This window comes from Calothrix sp. NIES-2100 (genome assembly GCF_963875285.1).
In the GTDB taxonomy this organism is placed as follows: domain Bacteria; phylum Cyanobacteriota; class Cyanobacteriia; order Cyanobacteriales; family Nostocaceae; genus Aulosira.
In genome coordinates, this window is the sequence record NZ_CAWNLA010000001.1 from 5,871,648 (window position 1) to 5,892,424 (window position 20,777).

Here is a 20,777-nt window from a genome sequence, read left to right on the forward strand (position 1 = left end):
TAAATATCAAATTAAACGTAGCATTTCTCATTCAGCTTCATCTGAGCAATTTACTTAACAAGTAATCATATAGTTTTACCACACAAGGTTTTAAACCTATTTCTTTATTTTCTGGAATTGCTACTAATTTGCGGATGATGCCGGCTTTTAGTCTTTCATACTCGGCTTTCAAAATAATTTTTGCTTGTTTTGTAGAAATAAACTCTTGAAAATCTTGATTCATTGCTAACCAATCTGTTAGCTGTTGACGCTGGACAGCATTAAGAGTTAATGTCATTACCTGTTGGCAATTATGTGGTTCTTCTAAAGAAAAAAATAGTAAATGATAGTAGCCTGCTTCTGCCAAACTCCGCACTATTTTTTGCCCTCGGATATCATTCATATCCAAAAAGCAAGATAGCCACTTCGGTTGAGATATTTTGGCATTATAGAGTAATGTTACCCATAATATCATTGGATATATATTCATCTTAGCAATGAATTCAGTGCCATGTTTACTGTCGGCAAATTTGGAAATTTCTTGTTGGGGTAACATTGCCCAGAAAGTTGGTATAGTCCCTTGCAATGTATGTAATAAATAAGGGAAACCAATCGGTGCAATTGGTCTATTCTTAGGCCAGGTTTTTTGGAAGCACTCTTTCTCTGATAATGAGGTTACAGGTACTATTTGTAATGTAGAAGCTGCTAACTGACCATTATTTTTAATTTTATCCGCATTATCTATTTGCGATTTTACTTGTTCTAAAGTTGATATTACTTCTTTAATATTTTGCGGGCGATCGCCTACTTCTTTGGCTAAACAACTCATCACCAATTTTTGTAATTTTTGCGGTATTACTAATTGCGGATTTATTTCTGTAAACGCAGGTGGAGTTTGAAAGTGATGAGCTTGATACCAAGTACCAAAAGAGTTACTTGTTGTTTGAAATGGATGTTTCCCAGCCAGCATTTCAAACATAAGTATGCCTAAACTATAGATATCAGAACGCACATCCAATAGTTTGCGACCTTCCATGTGTTCTGGAGAACAGTAAGGTAAACTACCTATAAAGGAATCAGTGAGAGTCATCCCACTGCGCTCTGTTAAAAATTTAGCAATACCAAAATCAAGAATCTTAACTACATTCTCTTTTTTAAGATCTTCAATTAGGAAAATATTTTCCGGTTTGATATCTCTATGAACAACAGGATAGTTCTCACCTTTAAGGATGATACCTTGATGAGCGCACTGTAATCCCAAACAAATTTGATAACAAATGTCTAAAATTTTTGTTACAGTTAATGTTTGATTTTTGAGGATACGTTTGAGATTTTTACCTTGAAGATATTCCATTACATAATAGGGAATATTTTCCTCGGTGACACCATAACTAAATACTCGGACAATATTTTTACTTTTACGTCCCAATTGAGCGCCAATAAAAATTTCTCTAGCAAAGCGTTGGGATATTTGCTGACTTCCCAGACTAAGTGATAGTATTTTTACTGCAACTGCCATCCCACCTTTGGCAACATCTTCTGCTAGGTAAACTCTACCCATTCCTCCTTTGCCAATTAAATCTCTAATTAAATAACGATTATTTAAAAATTTTCCAATATAAATATCTAATTCAGTCTTGGAGTTAGCTAGATTTGGAATTGGGTTCTGCACCATAAAATTATTTTTTAATAATAAAATTAGAAAATTATTAAAATAACTTTCTTTAAAACTTTATTGTATCTATAAACAATATCAATAATGTTATAGAATTCATCTTTTGAAGTAAAAGTTACTACAATTATTGATGAATTTTTAATAAAATTACGGAAACATAGACAGTAACAGTTCTTAAACATTGTGTAACATATTTACCATCTAAAACGTATGGGAGATTTCACTGAATCCGCACAACGGGCAGATATATTTGTCTAATATTATCAGTAAATATACGTAAATTAGCCAAATCCGTTCAAGAAACACGGGTGTAGGGGACTACTATCGCTTGCCGAGTAAGTCAAAAATCAAAAATCAAAAGTCAAAAGTTAAAAGATTTATATTCTCGGCTTTTGCGCCATTTGGAATGGTATGTTTATTGACGCGCCCGGTGTACTAGGGCGTGTTTTCAAAGCCGCCGTCTAATAGGGGCTTTTGGTTAAATCTGGGTATTTTTCTCTGTCACGCTTAATTTTAAAAATCATCTATTGCTTGCAAGGTCTCAGTAATGATGATTCTAATTGCGTTTTCAGCGTATTTCTTGACCTGTTCTAAACTTTTAGACTGGGGTGTGAGAACTTTCTCATTAGCGCTGATGATTTTGATGATCCATCCTCCGTTATCCCAGTAGATTGTCGCCTCTATAGCTGGTGATTCAAATCTGTAGGAATTGTCATCGTTTTTCATCCATTTCATTGTAATTACTCCTAAATTAATTTATACATGTATAAGCATTGAGCTTTACGCTTACAAAAAATTATATGTGTTAGGGTTGTCGTGAATTGGTATAAGTCTTAATTTTGTAGTCAGCACTAAAATCCAGGACTAAAGTCCTGACTACGAACTTATTACCAGCAGTATAAATTTAGCGTTTAAGATTGGGGATGAGACGGCGTAAGATTCTCATCAGCGGTGATTCAATTTTTAGCTTAAAGGCTAGTATCTGGGTACGTTGTAAAGAATTAAAATTATTGTCGCTGACAAGTATTAATGAGCGTTGACCATCGGGTAATGTAGGGCCAAGAGTTAAGCCTTCGATGTTGTCAAGCAGTACATCTAAACCTCTCAAGTCTAACAACAGTTTTTTCTCAACAGGTTTGATTTTTTGGGAGTTAATACTTAAAAGGCTATCTATCTGCTGAATCTCATCAGCGCCTTCTAAAGAAACCTGAAATAGTAAAATAGCAAATCCTAAGCCTGTAAATGACCTTTCTAAACTCAGGAAATTTCCTTGATCGTCAAGGGCGACTAAATCAGGCAACCCGCTAGCAAACTTACCAGTAAAATTTAAAAAAGATGATATCGGTTCAGTCTGATAAAGAAATTCTTTTTCTGGCTGCTTGGTCAGTAAATTATACTGAATTATCCGACAAGAAGTGCTGGTATTAGGTTGAGCTTCTACACCATCTTGAATTAGAGCATTTTCAGTGGCTGTAAAAAGTTTTTTGTCGTTGGGCGTGATGGTGAGGCTTTCAAAAGCCAAATTGTCGCGGATACCATACTGACCATTTTTATTGGGTAAAAACTTTTTTGGTATGGGTAGTGTTGTGATTACCTTACCAGTAGATAAAGAAAACTCTTTAATAAAAGGATTAACTAGTTCTTTAACATCACCTTCAGAAGAAATAAAGACACTGTTGTTGCTAGTAAAAGCAATTCCTTCGGTATCGCTGGTAGCTCTAGCAAATTTGTTACCATTTTCATTAAAAAGTGTTGTGACACCAACAGGAACAACACCATTATTTTTGAGTGAACCTGTACTGAGGTCTATTTTGAAAGTGTAGAAACGGGCGGGAGCTTTTTCACTACGGTCATCAGAAATGGCATAATAAAGGTTGTTTTTGGCATCATAGGTAATTCCTGATAAACCGCCAACGGGTGTTTTTTGAAAGGACAATCCTTTGGCAAGAGTTGCTTGTCCAATAAACTGGATCTCACTAACGCTGACAGACGCCGATGCTAAATTGCTCCAGCAAAGGCTGATAATTAATATGGGGATAAGAAAATAAATAATTCTTCGCCAAGTTAAGATTTTTTTGATGAACTGCATTGATAGCGATCGCTAAAGTTAAAGTGTCAAAGTCACCAAACACAATATCATTGAATAAAAGCAGATGGCAGAAGGAACAACTGACTGTTGACTGTTGACTCTTGTTAAGCAGGACGCAAATAATACTCTTCTTGGAAAAATTCCACGAGCCAGTCTTTGACATTGCGCGTAGCACGGCAGTCATCTTCGTTGTAGCGTTGAATTATCTCCAATAAAGTGCGATCACCTGTCTCTAACCACATATCATACCAGTAAATACACTTAGCTCCACTAGCTTCTTTATCGCGCCATTCAAACCCTAACCATCGAGCAATGGCTTTTAAGGCATAGCTTTCTATGGGTAATGCTACGCTTTGGGTTAATTGTTCATAAACATCCACAAATCTATTTAATACAGGACGTACTGAAGAATAGGGAGTTTGGTAAAGCTTTGCTAGCCGTTTGACTGTATCAAATTCGTAGGCGCAAAAATGATAAATTGGTGCTTCGGGATATTGCCAAACCAAATCTAGAAATTGTCGCCACACTATTTCTTCGTCTTCTGGTTTTTCTGCCAAGAGAGAATAAAACTGTTCTGTATTGGTTTGCCTGTTGACTACCAAAACCCCTAACAGATAATTTAAATTTAAGTCTGGCTGTGCCTCAATATCAAAATAAATCTCAATGGGGGCTGTGTAAGTGATAGTTTCTGGTGGTAGGGGGTAAGGTAAGATAAACGGACGATTTTGTAGTACAGATTGAGCTTGTACTACTAATTTATGTGCTACCTCATGGTCAAAACCCGTCAGATTTTCTAGTATGCTGGGACTAGTACTAGCCAGGGATTCCAGTGTAGTTAAAGAAAGTTCTTGCAGTTGAGTATAGCGAACTGGTGTGACTCCTGGTAGTAAAGACAAATGTTTTTCTGATTGAGCGATCGCATAACATTTACTATACCAATGGCAAAGATTGCATTTTTGGCGAGAAATAAATACTTCTGCACCATCCGGTGACTCTAAAGCTTGAATCAATTCCGCCAAAATCAGTTGCATCTGTGGCGTCCATTTCAGTAAATCTACTGAATAACTATTTTCTCTGGTACGCAATTTCAGCAAACCTGTTGGCGGCGAGGTTCCCTGCAATTTTGCCAAGACCTGAGCATGAAATGCAACCCCCACTTGATATTCCTGCTTGGGACGTTTACCCATTTCCAAACTTGCTGGTACATACATCCAATCTCCAAACCGAGATTCTCCTGGCTGTTTTACCAGTAAATCTGGACAACTGAGCAGGGTATATTTTTGATAATCTGGGGAAGCAGAGAAATTTTCACTTTCTGTATTTACCCAATCGTCGTAACTAACTAACAATATTCCCCGATGAATGTACTCAACTCCACGCTGCATTAATTCTACGGTTGCTGCTTGTCCTGCTTGCCAGTCTCTTCTGGGATAATCCGGCTGATGGTAAGACAAATTCGCCAAAATACTCTTTTGATAAGCGATTTTGTCTTGTTGTAGTTTTAGCAGCAACTCATTGGGAGTGTCTCGCTGGTTTTTATCACCGTGACTATCTAAAAAAGGGCGGCGCTTACAGCGTTGATATTGAAGTAACAGATCAGCATTAATTAACATTCCTTTACGCTAGCAAGAATTAGTATTTTCTGGGAGTCAAAAGTCTATAGTCAAAAGTCTATAGTCAAAAGTCCATAGTCAAGAGTCCATAGTCAAAAATTTCTTGATCAATGACCATTGACCATTGACCATTGACCATTGACCATTAACCATGCACTATTTTTGCCAGTTTAATCCAAAATTAGTATGACTAATCTTTCTGCCACACAAAAGAATGTGCATAGCTATCGAGAGCAATTTCCCGCTTTAGCGAATAAGGCATACTTTAATTATGGCGGTCAAGGGCCGATGCCTCAAGGCGTAATGGATGCTATGACCGAAACTCAAGCCCAAATCCAAAACATAGGCCCCTTTGGTAATGAAGTTGGGCGCTGGATTGGATTAAATGTGAAAGCAGCAAAAGAAGCGATCGCATCTGATCTGAATGTAGCACCAACCACAATCACGCTGACCGAAAATGTCACTGTTGGTTGCAATATTGCGATGTGGGGTATTGAGTGGCACTCTGGCGATCATATACTACTCTCCGATTGCGAACATCAGGGAATCATCGCCATCTCCCAAGAAATCAGTCGCAGGTTTGGTGTAGAAGTTACCACTTGTCCCCTGATGGATACTTTAAATACAGGCGACCCTGTAGAAGTTATTAACCAACATTTACGCCCGAATACTCGCCTGGTGGTGTTAAGTCATATCCTCTGGAATACAGGTCAACTTTTACCTCTAGACAAAATTGCCGAAGTATGCAGGAATAATAATTCGCAAATTTTGGTAGACGCAGCCCAGTCTGTAGGGGCTATGCCTTTAAATTTAGATCAATTAGGCGTAGATTTCTATGCTTTCACTGGTCACAAATGGTTATGCGGTCCCGCTGGTGTAGGCGGTTTGTATGTTAGACCCCAAGCCAAAGCCAGTTTAAAACCTACCTTTGTTGGTTGGCGTAGTGTGATTTTAGACGATCGCAACCAGCCAATAGATTGGAATCCAGACGGGAGTCAATACGAAGTCGCGACATCGGATTATCCATTGTACGTTGGTTTAAAAGAGGCGATCGCTATTCATCAGCAATGGGGAACCGCAGAACAACGTTATCAACAAATTTGTCGCCACAGTGAATACCTGTGGCGAAAGTTAGCAGCTTTACCCAATGTCAAATGTTTGCGGACATCTCCTCCCGAATGCGGTTTAGTTTCGTTTCAACTAGTTAACCAAAAACCCCACACTACTTTAAAGTTAGTCCAATTCTTAGAGTCAGAAAGATCATTCATTCGCCAAATTCGCGATCCCGATTGTGTCCGCGCCTGTGTCCATTACTTTACTTTAGAATCGGAAATCGACCAATTAGTTGAGTCCGTGCAAAGATTTTCCTTGGCTTAGATATTGGGGGACGCAGGAGACTAGGGAGATAGGGGGAGGCGGGGACGCAAAGAAATGACAACTGACAACTAACTATTTACTATTACCAAAATCAAACTGTACTTGCGTTCCGTCATTCCCATTGAAAGACTCAACAGGTACAAAGAAAACAGAATCTTTGGGTGCTGAGAGTGCTTCTCTCAAGCGTAAATCTTCCGCAGTTCTAGTGTTTACTTGATTCTCATTGGGAACAATGGCGGGATTTTGTAGCTCAAAAAATTTGTTAAAGTCTTGCTGAGAATTTCGATTATCAATTCCGGTTAACGAATCACCAGTGATTGAATAGTTTTCTGTATTTTGGTTTGATGCTGCTGATGACTGTGCTTGAACCGGGTTTCCTAGGCTTGCAAAAGCTGTCATAATTGCCAACAAAGCAACAATTCTAGCGTTCATAAGTTTTATCCCAATTCTTTATATATTAATCGTTGTGATTTGCTCAGTAACTTATTTTTGTGAACCTTATTATAGGTTACACTTTAGAAAATGTTTGAAAAGTATAATTGGTAACATCTAAACCTCAAAAACCTAACCCCCCTAGCCCCCTTCCCTACAAGGGAAAGGGGTTTAAAAACCTCTCAAGAGCAAGATAAAGGAATGAAAGTGAGGTTTTTAGTATACATTTTGACTTTTCCAACAACCTCTTGCAATTAATTGTAATGAACGCTATTTAAGCAGTCAATAATTGCTAATTTTTCTTAAAATTTAAATTGTATTTTTGGGAAAATTTCCAAAAATAGCAAAATAAAACAATGTATTGATAAATATTAATGATGACATCTGACAAATAGTAAATTTTTTGATGTTATTGTAGCTACGTTGTTAACATAGACTAGAATATAATTCATCTGCCAGAAGTATTAATAGATAGCCAGTTACGAGAAACATCAAATACCTTTAATTTGTCCCACCACTTCAATTTTATTTTGAGCGTTAGCTTTTAACACCACAGAGTCTCCAGATTTTGGGTAAATATCACCCGTGATTGTTGTAATGATGATTTCGTGAGTGATCATCACAATCACACCAGAAGTATTACGGTTATTGACAATAAACTGACGCAGTTTTGCTGTTTGCTGAGATTGGGTTTTGTAATTATTAAAGAAGGAATTTATTACCGGGAAAGGCTCAACTTTACCCAAATTCAGAAGTTTAGCCGTTTCCAAACAGCGACACCATTGGCTTGACAAAACCCGAGAAACTTGAATTTTTTTGCTTCTAAAAGCCGTTCCGATTCTGATAGCCTGTTTTCTACCTTCATCCGAGAGATTACGTTGCGTAGAGCAATCATTAAGTTTAAAATCGAGTGGGTCGCCAATTCCTGGGGCTAAAGCATGACGCATCATCACTATATAACCTCTTCCCTCGCGAAGACGAGACCAAATTTCTGCTTCGGAGTTAGCAGAAACATTAGTTTTAGCAGTTGTATTTGAATTTTTTTTGTTATTTGTAACAGATTTTTGAGGTTCTTGAACAGTTGCGACTGTTGGCTTTTCTGGAGTTTTAGGGTTGTAGAAAGGTTTAAGTATTAACAATAGAGCAACAGCAGCAAGACCAAAGATAAGATAGGGACGCATCATGACATACTGTAATTAGCTAAAACACATCTAATACCAATTTCATGTGAAGTTGCACATATCTCGATCCCCCTAAATCCACGCCACTTGCTACCCTGCGGGAAGCCGCTCCGCGTCTACAAGTCGGGGAACCCGCAAGGGCGCAGTGGCTCCCCTTTTTAAGGGGGACCTTGAGAAGTTTTCTCCTCTTTCCAAGGGAGACTTTGATAGATGTTAAAAACCATCTGTTGTTATCTCTCAGATTTCTGTTTCTAGCGCTCAATTTTTCACTTTTACTTTGAGCAGCAATTCCTCTTTAATGCGGTTGAGAATCGAAGTTTCATCCAAAGTCGCCAAAATTCGACTGATTACTGCTTTTGGCCCATCAGGCCCCCAAGTTGCACCATTGGCTAAATAAGCTTTAGTCACTTGTCCAATACCATAGGAAGAAACACCCGCAACACCAGCTTGGGTGACGGCTACTGATATATAAGGGCCAATAGCAGCGCCAGCCGTAGCGGTTGCAGAAATGCCAAGTAAAGTTTTTAACCCACTTAAGCCCAAATTTGCCAGTAATTCACTCACACCAATACCACCCATACTCAGAGCAATTTTTTGCAGCAGTTGCACAGCCCCAGCCTCAGTCATGGGCAGACCGTAGAGTTTAGATAATCCCAAAATCAGAAAAATATCAATGGCAATGCTACTCAGTATATCGACAACTGTCACCGGATTAAGTGCGATCGCTAATGCTTTGGTCATCACAGCTTTCCAAATTAGCTGATTGGCATTCTGTTCCCGAATCATCAGTTTTCGCTGCACTAATTGCTCATTCACTATATCCGCGTAAAGCATAGTATTTAAAGCTACTAAAGCTTTACCTTCACGTTGGAGAATTTCCAATATTTTCAGCTTCAGTTCATCAACTTGAGCATTACCTGTGCGTAACTGTATACCTCGACTCCCATCAGGTCGCATAATCGCCGTTTTGACCAACGGTGAAGCCGCAGCCATAACAATTTCTAAGGGTGAGACTAATTCCTTAACTCTCTCATCCCGAATTTTATGGTAAATTGCCATCCTATCCGCTTCTGGATACTGGTCAACTTTGTTAAACACCAGAATTATCGGTTTACCAGCTTCCCGCAACTGAGAAAGCGCCTGATGTTCTAACTTTGTCATGTCACCAGAAATCACAAACAGAATTAAATCTGCCTGTTTTGCTACCTGTTCAGCTAAAGCAGCACGGGTATCACCATCAATTTCATCTAATCCAGGTGTATCAATTAATTCCACCTGCGATTGACCCCCAGATGGTAGGGTAACTCGCAAAGCGCGTTCTGTTTCGCCAATTACCTCTTCGCTAATAGTCCAATTAACTGTTTGCGCATCCCGAGTCACGCCATGCAAAGGCCCAGTTTCAAAAATTGGTTGTCCAACTAAAGCATTCAGTAAAGAAGATTTCCCCCGTCCCACCATCCCAAAAGCAGCAATTTGCACCACCATGCGGTCCAACTTCCCTAGCATGGTTTCCAAATCCTCAATTTCTGTCTCTAAACCCCGCTTTTCTTGGGGGGAGAGGTCAAGATTGGCTACTAAGTTTCGTAACGCTGTTTGTGCCCTTTTATAGTTGAGTTCTGTTTGAATATCTTCAAAACTAAAAATGGCACTATCTAGTTCTTCCTCCCAGTTGGGTGAATTGCTGTGATGAGGTTCGGGTAATATCGAAGTCATGGGAATTTTAAATTTTGGATTTACCTCAGATCTGATCCTAGTTATTTTTAACCGGCTTTCACCATCCACACCAGAAAACTCAAAATTGTTTCTAGCGGTGGTAGCGGATAATCAGTTAAATCAATTGTGACTGTTTGTCCTCAAGTTTGAGAAACCTCCATTGAGTACCACTACTGACAGTCCCATAAACTGCTGTGATGGATTGTCCTTTGGCTTCATTGAATCGTTGTACAGCTACCATTTCTGCAATACATTGTCCAAGTCCTGATTTTAAATCAGATTTTTTCGCCTCAACAATGACAATTGCAGGTGCTTCCACTGTTAATTGTTCGGGGGAACGGCTGATTAAAAAATCACATACACCATTGAGTCCAATACTGCCATCCACATTAAATTCCTCGCCAGAAAAGACGCTAATAGAGGAATTGAGGATGCGGCGCACTTCCAACAGTACAGGATTAATAATCACCTCGGAACGGGCTTTCTCAGTATCCACTGCAATTGCCCAAGGTAAATCCTCTAAAATCCCTTGCAGTCTGGGACTAGGATGTATAGTTTCAATCGAGTCAGGAAAAAAGCGTACTCCCTCTACAGTATTGAGGTGAAAATCTTGTTTCACTTTTTCAATGGTAAATTGACTGTAGGGCATAGTTTTAAATTTTAGTAGCCAGCAATTGTATTCCTAGCCTAGCGTTTCAACAAGAGTCGAAATATCCCCAGTGCGATCGCTTATTCTATGTACATTCATGTATATTAATATGTATATTTTGTCTTTAAGAGATGCGATCGCTTCCCAAAAGTGCGATCGTTAGGAATATGCAGAGAAATAAATTACCTCATCTCAAGGATCGTGGGTTTCGACTCCGCTCAAACCACTGGCTCTTAGTCGAAGCCTGAGCGGAGTCGAAGGCGTATTTTATCGTAGATAAGCCCGATTTTTTGGTAAACTATTTGACCGAAAATTATTTTAAAATCATCAATGTTAAGTAATAAATTTGACAAATATATACTTAATGCACTGACAATTCATCTACCAAACACGTAGTTTCCGGGCTTGAGGGAAGAGGAGTGTCCGAAAAAGTAGTACATTGAAAAATGCATCTAATAGCGTTAGGAACTTGACTAAATCACCTGTGCGGAAAATCGTTATTGCCGGTAACTGGAAAATGTTCAAAACTCAGGCAGAGTCCGAAGAGTTTTTACGCGGATTTCTGCCCCACCTAGAGGACACACCAGACGAACGCGAAGTATTACTTTGTCCTCCTTTCACTGACTTAAGCGTTTTGTCCAAGTATTTGCATGGTAGCCGTATACAACTGGGAGCGCAAAATGTCCACTGGGAAGAAAATGGAGCCTACACCGGTGAAATTTCTCCCCTTATGCTCACAGAAATAGGTGCGCGCTTTGTTATTGTCGGTCATAGCGAACGCAGACAATATTTTGGCGAAACAGACGCAACTGTCAACCTCCGCCTAAAAGCTGCGCAGAAGTACGGTCTTACCCCAATTCTCTGTGTCGGCGAAACTAAAGAACAACGCGATGGTGGCAAAACCGAATCGTTGATTCTCAGTCAGCTAGAGAAAGGCCTGGTAAATGTTGATCAGGATAACTTGGTGATTGCTTACGAACCGATTTGGGCGATTGGTACAGGTGACACTTGTGAAGTCACAGAAGCCAATCGGGTAATTGGTTTGATTCGTAACCAGTTGACTAATCCCAACGTTTCAATTCAATATGGTGGCTCAGTTAAGCCCAATAATATTGATGAAATTATGGCTCAACCGGAAATTGATGGTGTTCTTGTGGGAGGCGCAAGCTTAGAACCTGAAAGTTTCGCCAGGATTGTGAACTATAAGTAGGGCATTGGGCATGGGGCATTGGGCATTGGGCATTTCTTATTTATCTCCCTTGTTCCCTCATCTCCCTTGTTCCCTCGTCTCCCTTGTTCCCTTGTCCCCCTTGTCCCCCTTCCCTCATCCCCCTCATCTCCCATGCCCCATGTCTAATAACCTAATGATTCGGGGACGCTGTTTCCAATGGGGACAGCAGACCTATCTCATGGGTGTGTTAAATGTCACACCAGATAGCTTTAGTGATGGTGGTGAGTTTAACACTACTAATAGGGCTGTAGCACAAGCACAAGCACTAGTAGCAGCTGGTGCTGACATTATTGATGTAGGTGGTCAATCAACTCGACCAGGCGCAGAGCAAATAAGTCTTGCGAAAGAACTTGAGCGCGTGCTACCAGTTGTGCAGGCGTTACGCTCAGAAATTACTATACCGATTTCTGTAGATACAACTAGGGCAGATGTAGCTAAAGCATCTGTCAATGCTGGTGCTGATTTAATCAATGATATTTCTGGCGGCACGTTTGACTCGCAAATGTTACCAACAGTCGCACGCTTGGGTGTGCCAATTGTGTTGATGCACATCCGGGGAAATCCGCAGAATATGCAACAACAAACTGATTATCAAGATTTAATAACACAAATTTATAATTTTCTCGCACAGCAAATAGCTGCTGCAACGGCTGTGGGCATTGACCAGCAGAAAATTATTATTGATCCTGGTATTGGTTTTGCCAAAAACTATGAGCAAAATTTAGAAATTTTTCGCCGCTTGCGGTCATTGAAAGCGCTCAATTGTCCTATTTTAGTAGGTCCATCCCGTAAAAGTTTCATTGGTCGAATTTTAAATCAACCAGATGCCAAAGCACGGGTATGGGGAACAGCTGCGGCTTGTAGTGCTGCGATTTTTAATGGCGCTGATATCCTCCGAGTTCATGATGTGAAAGAAATGCGCGATGTATCACTGGTTACTGATGCCATATATAGGCACTAAGCACCACCATTTCCAGATTCCTTACCATTTCCTTCATGACTGACTGACTCAGCAATTACCTCTTTCATCAAGTCAGCACTTTTACCTGGATCTACAAACACAACTTTGGCATTCTGACTTTCTCCTAGCCTGTAGCTAGCATTGATGTAGTCTTGAGCAACAAGATAACGGAGAATTTCCTTACTTTCAGGGTTGGTACGCAAAGCCTCAGCAATTATCTGCATCGAGGTCATAGTTCCTTCAGCTTTCTTAATTGCAGCTTGTCTTTCTCCTTCGGCTTCCGAAATTAGCGCCCGTTTTTTAATTTCCGCAGCGCGTTCTTCTTCCATTGATTTGCGCACACTCTCAGGCGGGGTAATGCGCTGAATATCTAAGCGGATAATTTCCACTCCCCAACCTGCCGTTGTCTCATTTAACTGGTCTAAGATGGCTCTATCCATCTCCGATCGCGAGACATTGGTTTCTTCTACACTATTCTGAGCGATAACTTCCCGAAGTGTAGTGTGAGCTAGCTGTACAAGTGCACCTTGAAGGTCATCAATTGCGTAAAAGCTCTTTTCTATATCTTTGATGCGCCAATAGAGGATAGCATCAACTTCCAGGTAAATATTATCTCTGGTGATTACATTCTGGGGCTTAATGTCTATATATTGCTCCCTGTTAGTATCTTCCATGACAATCTGATCTACCAAGGGAACAATAAAGTTCAACCCAGGATTAAGTTTTCGATGGTATCGCCCTAATCTTTCCACCAAAGCAACATTACCTTGGTTAATTAATTTTGCTGATCCTAAAGCGTAACCTATAAGCGCTAAGACTATAGCAATGATTGGCTCCATAGATGCTCCTATGCTTGCTTTTGGAGAAATTTTAGTTTAAAGGACATCGTACTATCTTGTCCTATCTCTAAGTCTAATGTTTTAAATCTGTAATTTTCCGAACACCAACTGTAACATCGGCTTGCCCGTATCAGCTCGCTTTGTCTATTCAGGACAGTTTAGCTGAATGCAACCGCTATTAAAGCATCTTGATTACATCCTGGCAAGTTGAGTCACACCTGGTATGAGAAATCCGAGGTTTCTGGCTAGTAGTCTTGGCTTACTTTTGCTCCTGTAAGAGTTTGCACAAAAGCTCTAGTGGGCAAGAAAATTTTTTCATTGGGACTGGGCTGGAGCCTTTCTAGAGTCAAAATTATTATGTATCAAACTTGCGTTAATTTGCTGCCAAACTCAGCCAAGTTTTGATACTTCCTGGTAAATCAGAATTCAGACGTAGGGGTAATTGAGATGTAGAAAGTGATTGAGCGTAAGCTGATGTCAGAAATGGTTGATAAATTTTTGCTTCTGGTGTTGACTGTTTCACAAACGCTAAGGTGACACCACGAGTCAACTGGCGGAGGGAATTGGTTTCTTCGCCGCGCTTTTCTTTAACAATGGTAGTGACTGTACTCATGCTATAGGTGGGATCGCTAATGCTTAAGTGAGTACCACCAATCGCAGTTACCAAATATTTGTCGCCCCGCAGTTGGGCAAAAGGTGCTATTTGGTGCTTGAATGCTGGGGTCAGGGAATCTTCGGTTCCAGTTAAAAATAATACTGGCTTGGTAACTTGCGTGAGACCTTTGTTGCCAAAGAGTTTACCGATTAGTGGGTTAAATGCGATCGCACTTTTAACTCGCTCATCTTTTAACTGGAGTTTTTTCTCTGTTAAAGGAGCTGCTGCACATTGTAACCAATCCCCAGGAGATTCATTTAAGGAGAGAGAATTTTTACAGAATTGTCGTACTGCTTCTAAATCTACTTCTCCCCCTAACAACGCTAAAGCTGTGTAACCTCCCAAGGAGTGACCAATGACAGTGACATTTTCGGTGTGGAATTTTCCTTGCAGTTGTCCTGGCTGATTATTGCGCTTTGCTAGTTCGTTGAGTAAAAAACTAATATCTTTTGGTCGTTCAATAAATTCCTTAGGGGCTAGCAGTTGCGCTAAATTCTCTGGTTGTGAGCTTTTCTTAACAGAGTTTACTTGACTATCTGGATGTTCAATGGCTGCAACAGTGATACCGTGGGAAGCGAGATGACGCGCCAAGTAGCCAAAAAATTTGCGGTTAGCACCAAAGCCGTGGGAAAGGACAACTAGAGGCGATACCTTCGGCAGGCTTCGCCAACGCCCGTCACCCTGACTCCAATAAATATCTACAGGAATAATTCTTTTGCGTTGTTGGTCTTGTAAAGTTAGGGTTTGCTGCTGTACTACTTGTTTACCAATCGCCGCCGGATCGAAGCTTGGTTGAAAAGCTGTAGTGTTTTTGACAAAAAGATCCCGTTCTAATAAAGCGCTTAAAGCTTGGCTTTGCAAGTAATTGGCGTTCAACCCTATGGCGATTTGCAGGGCTTGAGTTGCATCTACAGTGACATTCTCCTCTGGGTAAGCTCGCAAAAATCCCACGAAACTTAAACCATTAACTTGACGTAGCGAAAGGTTGAGTGCTGCTTGCAGTCCTTCTACCGTACTACCTGGGATGGCTACTCCTAAAGAAGCAATTAATTGTTGACCTTGTGGAGATCGCACCAAATCAACGAAGAATTTATCTGCAACCGCTGGATCTACCTCCAGTCGGCGATTTAACAATTCTCGGACTTGGGGGGTCAATAAATTCCCAAAAATTTGCAGGTGTTGTGGTAGTTTTCCTGTTTTCGCAAATGTTTCTAAATCAGCGATCGCTATTGATTGCTGAAATGGCCCTAACTTGATCGTCACCTTTTGCGCTGCTAAAGTAGAAGGCATTGCCACACCCCAACTCAGCGCAATGGTCATGCTACACAGTAACCCTTGCACCCAAGAGATTTTACGCTGCTGTCTGCCAAGTCGAAAATGCATATTAGCCATTAGCTATGAGTTACCAATGATAACGCATAACTTTGACTGACCAAGAGTTGGTTTTGTTGCAATCTGGGGGTAGTAATCTGTAACCAAAACCCCCAGTTGAACGCCAGATCTAAAATCCGTTGAATATAGTTCTGAGAATACCCAAGATAGAACCTATAGGATTGAACAATACACCCAAGGTATCGCCAGTCCTAGCTGTGCCATTGCGGCTGACTACCACCACATCATTATTGCGGAGTATCGGATTGGTTTTTTCATTAATTCCTTGGGAGAAATCTACTTGTACGACACGCTTAGTTACAGAACCATTGGGGTTAAGGCGAATCAAATCTACAGCACCGCTTTTAGCTCTAGCATCGTTAAATCCGCCCGCAGCCAGCAATGCCTGATTTAAAGAACTATTGGGCTTCAGTTCTACAGAACCAGGTTTTTTGACTTCGCCAACCACACCAACTTGAATGCTGGTGGGAGAGAAGGTAGTAGTAGCTAATTGAGTGGCTTCTGCGGGGTTAATCTCAGTAGCAGTGGGAACAACAATTGTGTCTCCATCTTGCACAATCACATCTTGATTAACATCACCACTCTGTAATAGTTGCCAGAGATTGATATCTATGGTTTGTTCTGAGCCTGTTCTTGTAGGTCTGCGGAGCTTAAGAGTACGAATATCAGCTTGTGCTGTAATGCCTCCAGCTAGTTGAATAGCCCGTGTTAAAGTTGGTAAACCGCTACCGGCAGCCCCGCCATCTTGCCCTCCGGTAGAACCTGTTGTCACCAGATACGATCCAGGACGGTTAACTTCACCAATAATTGCCACCGTACGTGGTCTGCTGGGGTCAGCGGCAAAGTTAGCGGCAAACAAATTGCGTGCTTCTGCTACGTTGAAGGTAGGGGCAGTTGGCACAACAATGGTGTCTCCATCCCGTAAGGTAATATCCTGTCCGATTCTGCCAGTTTGAATCAGGTCTTTCAAATTGAGTGTAACTGTTTGTTCACCAGCACGTCCTAGCTTCCGACGTAATTGAACTTGAGTGACATCTGCTGCCAATGTTACGCCTTGAGCTGTGGTGAGGGCTGCTAATACAGTTGGGTATTGTACACCAGGATTATTTCCGGCTCCTCCCTGTAAGCTGAGAGTGTAAGCTCCTGGGCGTGTCACTTCCCCTGCTACAAAAATATTGATTGGCCGAGGTGATAACAGGTTAACGGAAATTAGGGGACGTTTTAAAAAGCGGGCGTATCTTTGAGCAATTTCGTCAGCAGCCTGTTCGGTACTTAGCCCTAGAACTGAGACACTGCCAATTAAAGGTAAATTAATCGAGCCACCAGGAGGAATTTGGTATTCACCAGTATATTCTGGTACTTCAAATACGTTTACACGTATGAGATCGCCGCCTCCTAATGTATAATTTGTATCCAACTGTGTGGATACTGGTGGTGTTGTAGGTGTAGTAGGGGATACTGGTTGTCGCTGAGCTAGGCTGGCAGATGGCGCAGCGACATTGACAGCCGTTAATATGACCACACCCAGACTTGATTGGATGAGGATTTTCAGCAAACCTGTATTAAGCATATTTACCCGAGACTCTCAAACGACAATTGCTAAAGTACTGTCTAAACATTTTAATCGTGACTATACTTAAATATTCAAGCTCTCCAACATTCTTATTTTCTTAGAAAAACTTGACCTTCCGGAGGGGTATTTATTGATTCAGCTTAAAATTTTAGTAAAGCTAACTTAAAGTTGAAGCAACTGATAAAAATTCTCTATAAACTTGCAGTTAATTAACACCGATATTTTCCTTGGTGTTGTTGGCATCTTGGCGGTTGGTTTATGAATATTTAATTGTATCTTCACAGACAAATGATATTAACATAAGTTGCTATTTATCTGGTGATGACTGGAAGTGGGGAATAGAGAGATCAGGGGCGATGAGGGAGTTTGGAGATAATATCAAAAAGCTTGCCATCCCTACCAACGACCCTTGTCCTGAGCGCAGCCTAAGCCAATGCGCTATGCCCTATTTTCCAGCCAGTGTTTAGTTATTAGCTAGTTGAATTATTTAACAGGATGATTTTTTTGTTGAATTTGTTGGATGAAAAACTCTTCTAAGGAGGTACGAGACAAGTTCATAGCAACGACTTGTCCACCACTAGGACGAAGACTAGCAAGAAAATCATAGTAATTATCTTGTTGTAGTGTACCTTGCCAAGAACCATCAGCCTTAAAGACGATACTGGGTATCCATTGTTGGATAATTTCGCGATCGCCACCTATCCCTTTAATATGATAAACGCTCTCATTTCCTAAAAGTTCCTGGAAAGAACCAGTGCAAATTAATTCACCTTGGGAAAGAATTGCAACGCGATCGCACAATTGTTCTACTTCAGAGAGAATATGGCTGTTGAAAAATATTGTCTTACCTGCGGCTTTGAGTTTGAGGATAATTTCTCGCATTTGGTAGCGTCCCACAGGATCAAGACCAGACATGGGTTCATCTAAAAAGATTAACTCCGGATCGTTAATCAAGGCCTGTGCCATACCTACACGCTGTAGCATCCCCTTGGAGTAGCGACGCATCTGTTTTTTTCGCGCATCAGCTTGAGATAAACCAACTAATTCTAAGAGTTGGGGAATGCGTTGACGTTGTAAACTATGGGGAATTTGAAATAGCCCCGCTGCTAGCTGCAAAAATTCCCAGCCAGTGAGATAGTCATATAAATAAGGATTTTCTGGCAGGTAACCAATATATTGCTTCACGCTGCGATCGCCTAATGGTTTACCCAGCAATAATCCCCGCCCAGAACTAGGACGGATAATTCCCAGTAATAATTTTAACAGTGTAGTTTTCCCTGCACCATTCGGTCCCAATAGTCCAAAAGTTTCTCCAGGGTAAACAATTAAAGAGCAACTTTTGAGCGAGACAACTTTTTGGTGCATCCAAAAGCCAGTACGGTAGACTTTTCGCAACTCAGAAGTTAATACTACTGGCGGAGTATCGGGAGTATTCAGTTGAGAATCAGGAGCATCTACAACAGACTTCATCTTGCTTCCATGCACCTTATGGCAGTAACTTGTTATCAATTACAGGTTACCCATTGATTAGCAAGAACTAACATGGGCATGGGGCATGGGGCATGGGGCACTTGTACTCTCGCAAGTAGAAGTATTGGGCATAGGTTTCCCTTGTCCTCCTTGTCCTCCTTGTCTTTTTTGTCCCCCTTGTCCCCCTTGTCCTCCTTGTCCCCCTTATCCTCCTTCCCTTGTCCCCCCTGCCCCCTGCTCCCCTGCCTGCTTTACAAAACCCCTTTAGAACTGGGAATCATTCCCCCACGACGGGGGTCTATTTCCACAGCTATCCGTATTGCCCTAGCAAAAGCTTTAAATGTTGCCTCAATAATGTGATGGGAATTAATGCCATCTAGCTGACGAATGTGCAGTGTCAATTGGCTATGGTTCACTATTGCTACAAAAAATTCCCGTACTAATTGGGTATCATATGTTCCCACCCGCTGGGTAGGAATCTGTAAACCATAGCTGAGGTGAGGTCTTCCAGAAAAGTCCAGTGCTACTTGAACTAATGCTTCATCAAGTGGTGCCAGGAAATTGCCAAAGCGGATAATGCCTTTGCGATCGCCTAGGGCTTTACTCAAAGCTTGCCCTAGGGTAATGCCCACATCTTCGTTAGTGTGGTGGTCGTCAATTTCCCAGTCTCCCTTTGCTTGTACATCCAAGTCAATCAAACCGTGGGAGGCAATTTGATGCAGCATATGATCCAAAAATGGAATGCCAGTTGCTGCCTTACAGATTCCTGTACCATCGAGGTTAACCGTAACTTGAACATCGGTTTCACCAGTAGTGCGATGAACAGAAGCAATCCGAGGGCTGGGACTAGATTGGTCGTATTGGGAGATGTTAACTTGACGATCACTGATTTGCATAGCTAATGAGGATTGGGGATGAGGGAGATGAGGGGGATGAGGGAGATGAGGGGGATGAGGGGGACAAGGGAGACAAGGGGGACAAGGAGGACTATTGACTATTGCCCAATGCCCAATGCCCAATGACTAACTACATTCCCATGATTTCATATCCTGCATCCACATATATGACTTGCCCAGTAATTCCGCTGGACAAATCGCTACATAAGAAAGCCGCAGTGTTTCCTACTTCTAACTGGGTGACTGTACGTCGCAGGGGTGCAACTTGCTCCACATGATGAATCATATCCAAAATGCCTCCCACCGCACTAGAGGCTAAAGTACGAATGGGGCCAGCAGAGATGGCATTTACCCGAATATTTTGTGGGCCGAGTTCAGCAGCTAGGTAACGTACACTTGCTTCTAAACCTGCCTTGGCGACTCCCATAATGTTATAATTAGGGATTGCCCTAATGCTACCTAAATATGAGAGGGTGAGGATACTTCCGCCTTCGGTCATTAACGGTTTGGCTGCACCACTTAACTGTACTAGTGAATAAGTACTAATTTGTAGTGCTGTGCTGAAGCCAGTACGTGATGTTTGGCTAAAATCTCCGCTCAAATCGTCTTTATTAGCAAAAGCAAGACAGTGGATAAGAATGTCTAGCTTTCCCCACTGACTGCCGATGGTTTCAAAGGTAGACTGAATCTGTTCATCGTTTTGGACATCACATGGCAGGAATAAGCTGGGGTTGAGGGGTTCTACCAATTCGGCAACTTTTTTCTCCATTTTGCCTCGCTCATCTGGCAAATAGGTAATACCTAAGTTCGCTCCAGCTTTGTGTAGTTGTTGAGCGATTCCCCAGGCGATTGAGCGGTTATTTGCAATACCTGTAACTAGGGCATTTTTTCCAGTCAGATTGAGCATATAAATTTTTCATGTGAACAATCATGCTAGAGCATACTAGAATCTGAGGCTACTTTGACTTTGTTTTACACAGGATTTGTAAAAATGATTATTGGTAAGAGTATTTACAACAATAAAAAACTCCACTCAAGAATCGGAGTTTTTG

17 protein-coding genes and 1 pseudogene are annotated in these 20,777 nt (G+C 41.2%); 3 read left to right on the forward strand and 15 right to left on the reverse strand.

From position 1 onward, the window contains the following. Window positions 1–37: 37 nt before the first annotated feature. From AACU32_RS23845 to AACU32_RS23865, 5 genes are all read right to left on the reverse strand, one after another. The gene (locus AACU32_RS23845) at window positions 38–1,654 is read right to left on the reverse strand and encodes a serine/threonine protein kinase (RefSeq protein ID WP_096603699.1); all 1,617 of its coding nucleotides are present in this window, start codon (window positions 1,652–1,654) and stop codon (window positions 38–40) included. 513 nt (window positions 1,655–2,167) lie between these two features. Next, complete coding sequence (locus tag AACU32_RS23850; protein ID WP_096603700.1) at window positions 2,168–2,389, reverse strand: hypothetical protein; 222 nt, start codon at window positions 2,387–2,389, stop codon at window positions 2,168–2,170. A 169-nt stretch (window positions 2,390–2,558) separates the two neighbouring features. Next, window positions 2,559–3,590 carry an esterase-like activity of phytase family protein gene (locus AACU32_RS23855; protein WP_339378216.1) on the reverse strand — a complete coding sequence of 344 codons (1,032 nt, stop codon included), beginning with the start codon at window positions 3,588–3,590 and terminating at the stop codon, window positions 2,559–2,561. Window positions 3,591–3,630: 40 nt separating this feature from the next. After that, window positions 3,631–3,786, reverse strand: a complete 156-nt coding sequence (locus AACU32_RS23860) for a hypothetical protein (RefSeq protein WP_339378217.1) — start codon at window positions 3,784–3,786, stop codon at window positions 3,631–3,633. Between the two features lie 61 nt (window positions 3,787–3,847). After that, the gene (locus AACU32_RS23865) at window positions 3,848–5,356 is read right to left on the reverse strand and encodes a TM0106 family RecB-like putative nuclease (protein WP_096603702.1); all 1,509 of its coding nucleotides are present in this window, start codon (window positions 5,354–5,356) and stop codon (window positions 3,848–3,850) included. A 186-nt stretch (window positions 5,357–5,542) separates the two neighbouring features. Here AACU32_RS23865 and AACU32_RS23870 point away from each other — a divergent pair, with 186 nt between their 5' ends. Continuing rightward, a complete protein-coding gene (locus AACU32_RS23870) occupies window positions 5,543–6,733 on the forward strand; it encodes an aminotransferase class V-fold PLP-dependent enzyme (RefSeq protein ID WP_096603703.1) in 1,191 nt (396 codons plus the stop codon). Between the two features lie 72 nt (window positions 6,734–6,805). Here the strand turns inward: AACU32_RS23870 and AACU32_RS23875 are convergent, their stop codons facing one another. The 4 genes and pseudogenes from AACU32_RS23875 to AACU32_RS23890 all read right to left on the reverse strand — a co-directional run bounded on the left by AACU32_RS23875 (window position 6,806) and on the right by AACU32_RS23890 (window position 10,708). After that, the gene (locus AACU32_RS23875) at window positions 6,806–7,165 is read right to left on the reverse strand and encodes a hypothetical protein (protein ID WP_096603704.1); all 360 of its coding nucleotides are present in this window, start codon (window positions 7,163–7,165) and stop codon (window positions 6,806–6,808) included. Window positions 7,166–7,656: 491 nt separating this feature from the next. After that, window positions 7,657–8,349, reverse strand: coding sequence for a histidine phosphatase family protein (locus tag AACU32_RS23880; protein ID WP_339378218.1), 693 nt, complete (start codon window positions 8,347–8,349; stop codon window positions 7,657–7,659). Between the two features lie 255 nt (window positions 8,350–8,604). Then, on the reverse strand, window positions 8,605–10,059 hold the full coding sequence (locus AACU32_RS23885; RefSeq protein ID WP_096603705.1) for a GTP-binding protein: 1,455 nt from the start codon (window positions 10,057–10,059) through the stop codon (window positions 8,605–8,607). 47 nt (window positions 10,060–10,106) lie between these two features. Beyond that, window positions 10,107–10,708, reverse strand: a pseudogene (locus AACU32_RS23890) (hypothetical protein). Window positions 10,709–11,192: 484 nt separating this feature from the next. On the opposite strand from AACU32_RS23890, the gene tpiA reads away from it, so the two are divergent. Together tpiA and folP are read left to right on the forward strand one after the other, a co-directional pair. Next, entirely contained in the window at window positions 11,193–11,918 is a 726-nt protein-coding gene (gene tpiA / locus AACU32_RS23895; RefSeq protein ID WP_096608147.1) for a triose-phosphate isomerase, read from the forward strand. Between the two features lie 139 nt (window positions 11,919–12,057). Continuing rightward, a complete protein-coding gene (gene folP, locus AACU32_RS23900) occupies window positions 12,058–12,900 on the forward strand; it encodes a dihydropteroate synthase (RefSeq protein ID WP_096603706.1) in 843 nt (280 codons plus the stop codon). Here folP and AACU32_RS23905 read toward each other — a convergent pair. The 6 genes from AACU32_RS23905 to fabI all read right to left on the reverse strand — a co-directional run bounded on the left by AACU32_RS23905 (window position 12,897) and on the right by fabI (window position 20,632). After that, window positions 12,897–13,739, reverse strand: coding sequence for an SPFH domain-containing protein (locus tag AACU32_RS23905; RefSeq protein WP_096603707.1), 843 nt, complete (start codon window positions 13,737–13,739; stop codon window positions 12,897–12,899). The two genes, folP and AACU32_RS23905, sit on opposite strands and share 4 nt — an antisense overlap. 373 nt (window positions 13,740–14,112) lie before the next feature. After that, window positions 14,113–15,777 carry an alpha/beta fold hydrolase gene (locus tag AACU32_RS23910; protein ID WP_096608148.1) on the reverse strand — a complete coding sequence of 555 codons (1,665 nt, stop codon included), beginning with the start codon at window positions 15,775–15,777 and terminating at the stop codon, window positions 14,113–14,115. Window positions 15,778–15,895: 118 nt separating this feature from the next. Further along, a complete protein-coding gene (locus AACU32_RS23915; RefSeq protein ID WP_096603708.1) occupies window positions 15,896–17,356 on the reverse strand; it encodes an SLBB domain-containing protein in 1,461 nt (486 codons plus the stop codon). A gap of 486 nt (window positions 17,357–17,842) precedes the next feature. Continuing rightward, complete coding sequence (locus AACU32_RS23920) at window positions 17,843–18,829, reverse strand: ABC transporter ATP-binding protein (RefSeq protein ID WP_096603709.1); 987 nt, start codon at window positions 18,827–18,829, stop codon at window positions 17,843–17,845. Window positions 18,830–19,080: 251 nt separating this feature from the next. Further along, on the reverse strand, window positions 19,081–19,725 hold the full coding sequence (hisB, locus tag AACU32_RS23925; RefSeq protein WP_096603710.1) for an imidazoleglycerol-phosphate dehydratase HisB: 645 nt from the start codon (window positions 19,723–19,725) through the stop codon (window positions 19,081–19,083). Between the two features lie 130 nt (window positions 19,726–19,855). Beyond that, the gene (gene fabI, locus AACU32_RS23930; protein ID WP_096603711.1) at window positions 19,856–20,632 is read right to left on the reverse strand and encodes an enoyl-ACP reductase FabI; all 777 of its coding nucleotides are present in this window, start codon (window positions 20,630–20,632) and stop codon (window positions 19,856–19,858) included. Between the last annotated feature and the right edge of the window lie 145 nt (window positions 20,633–20,777).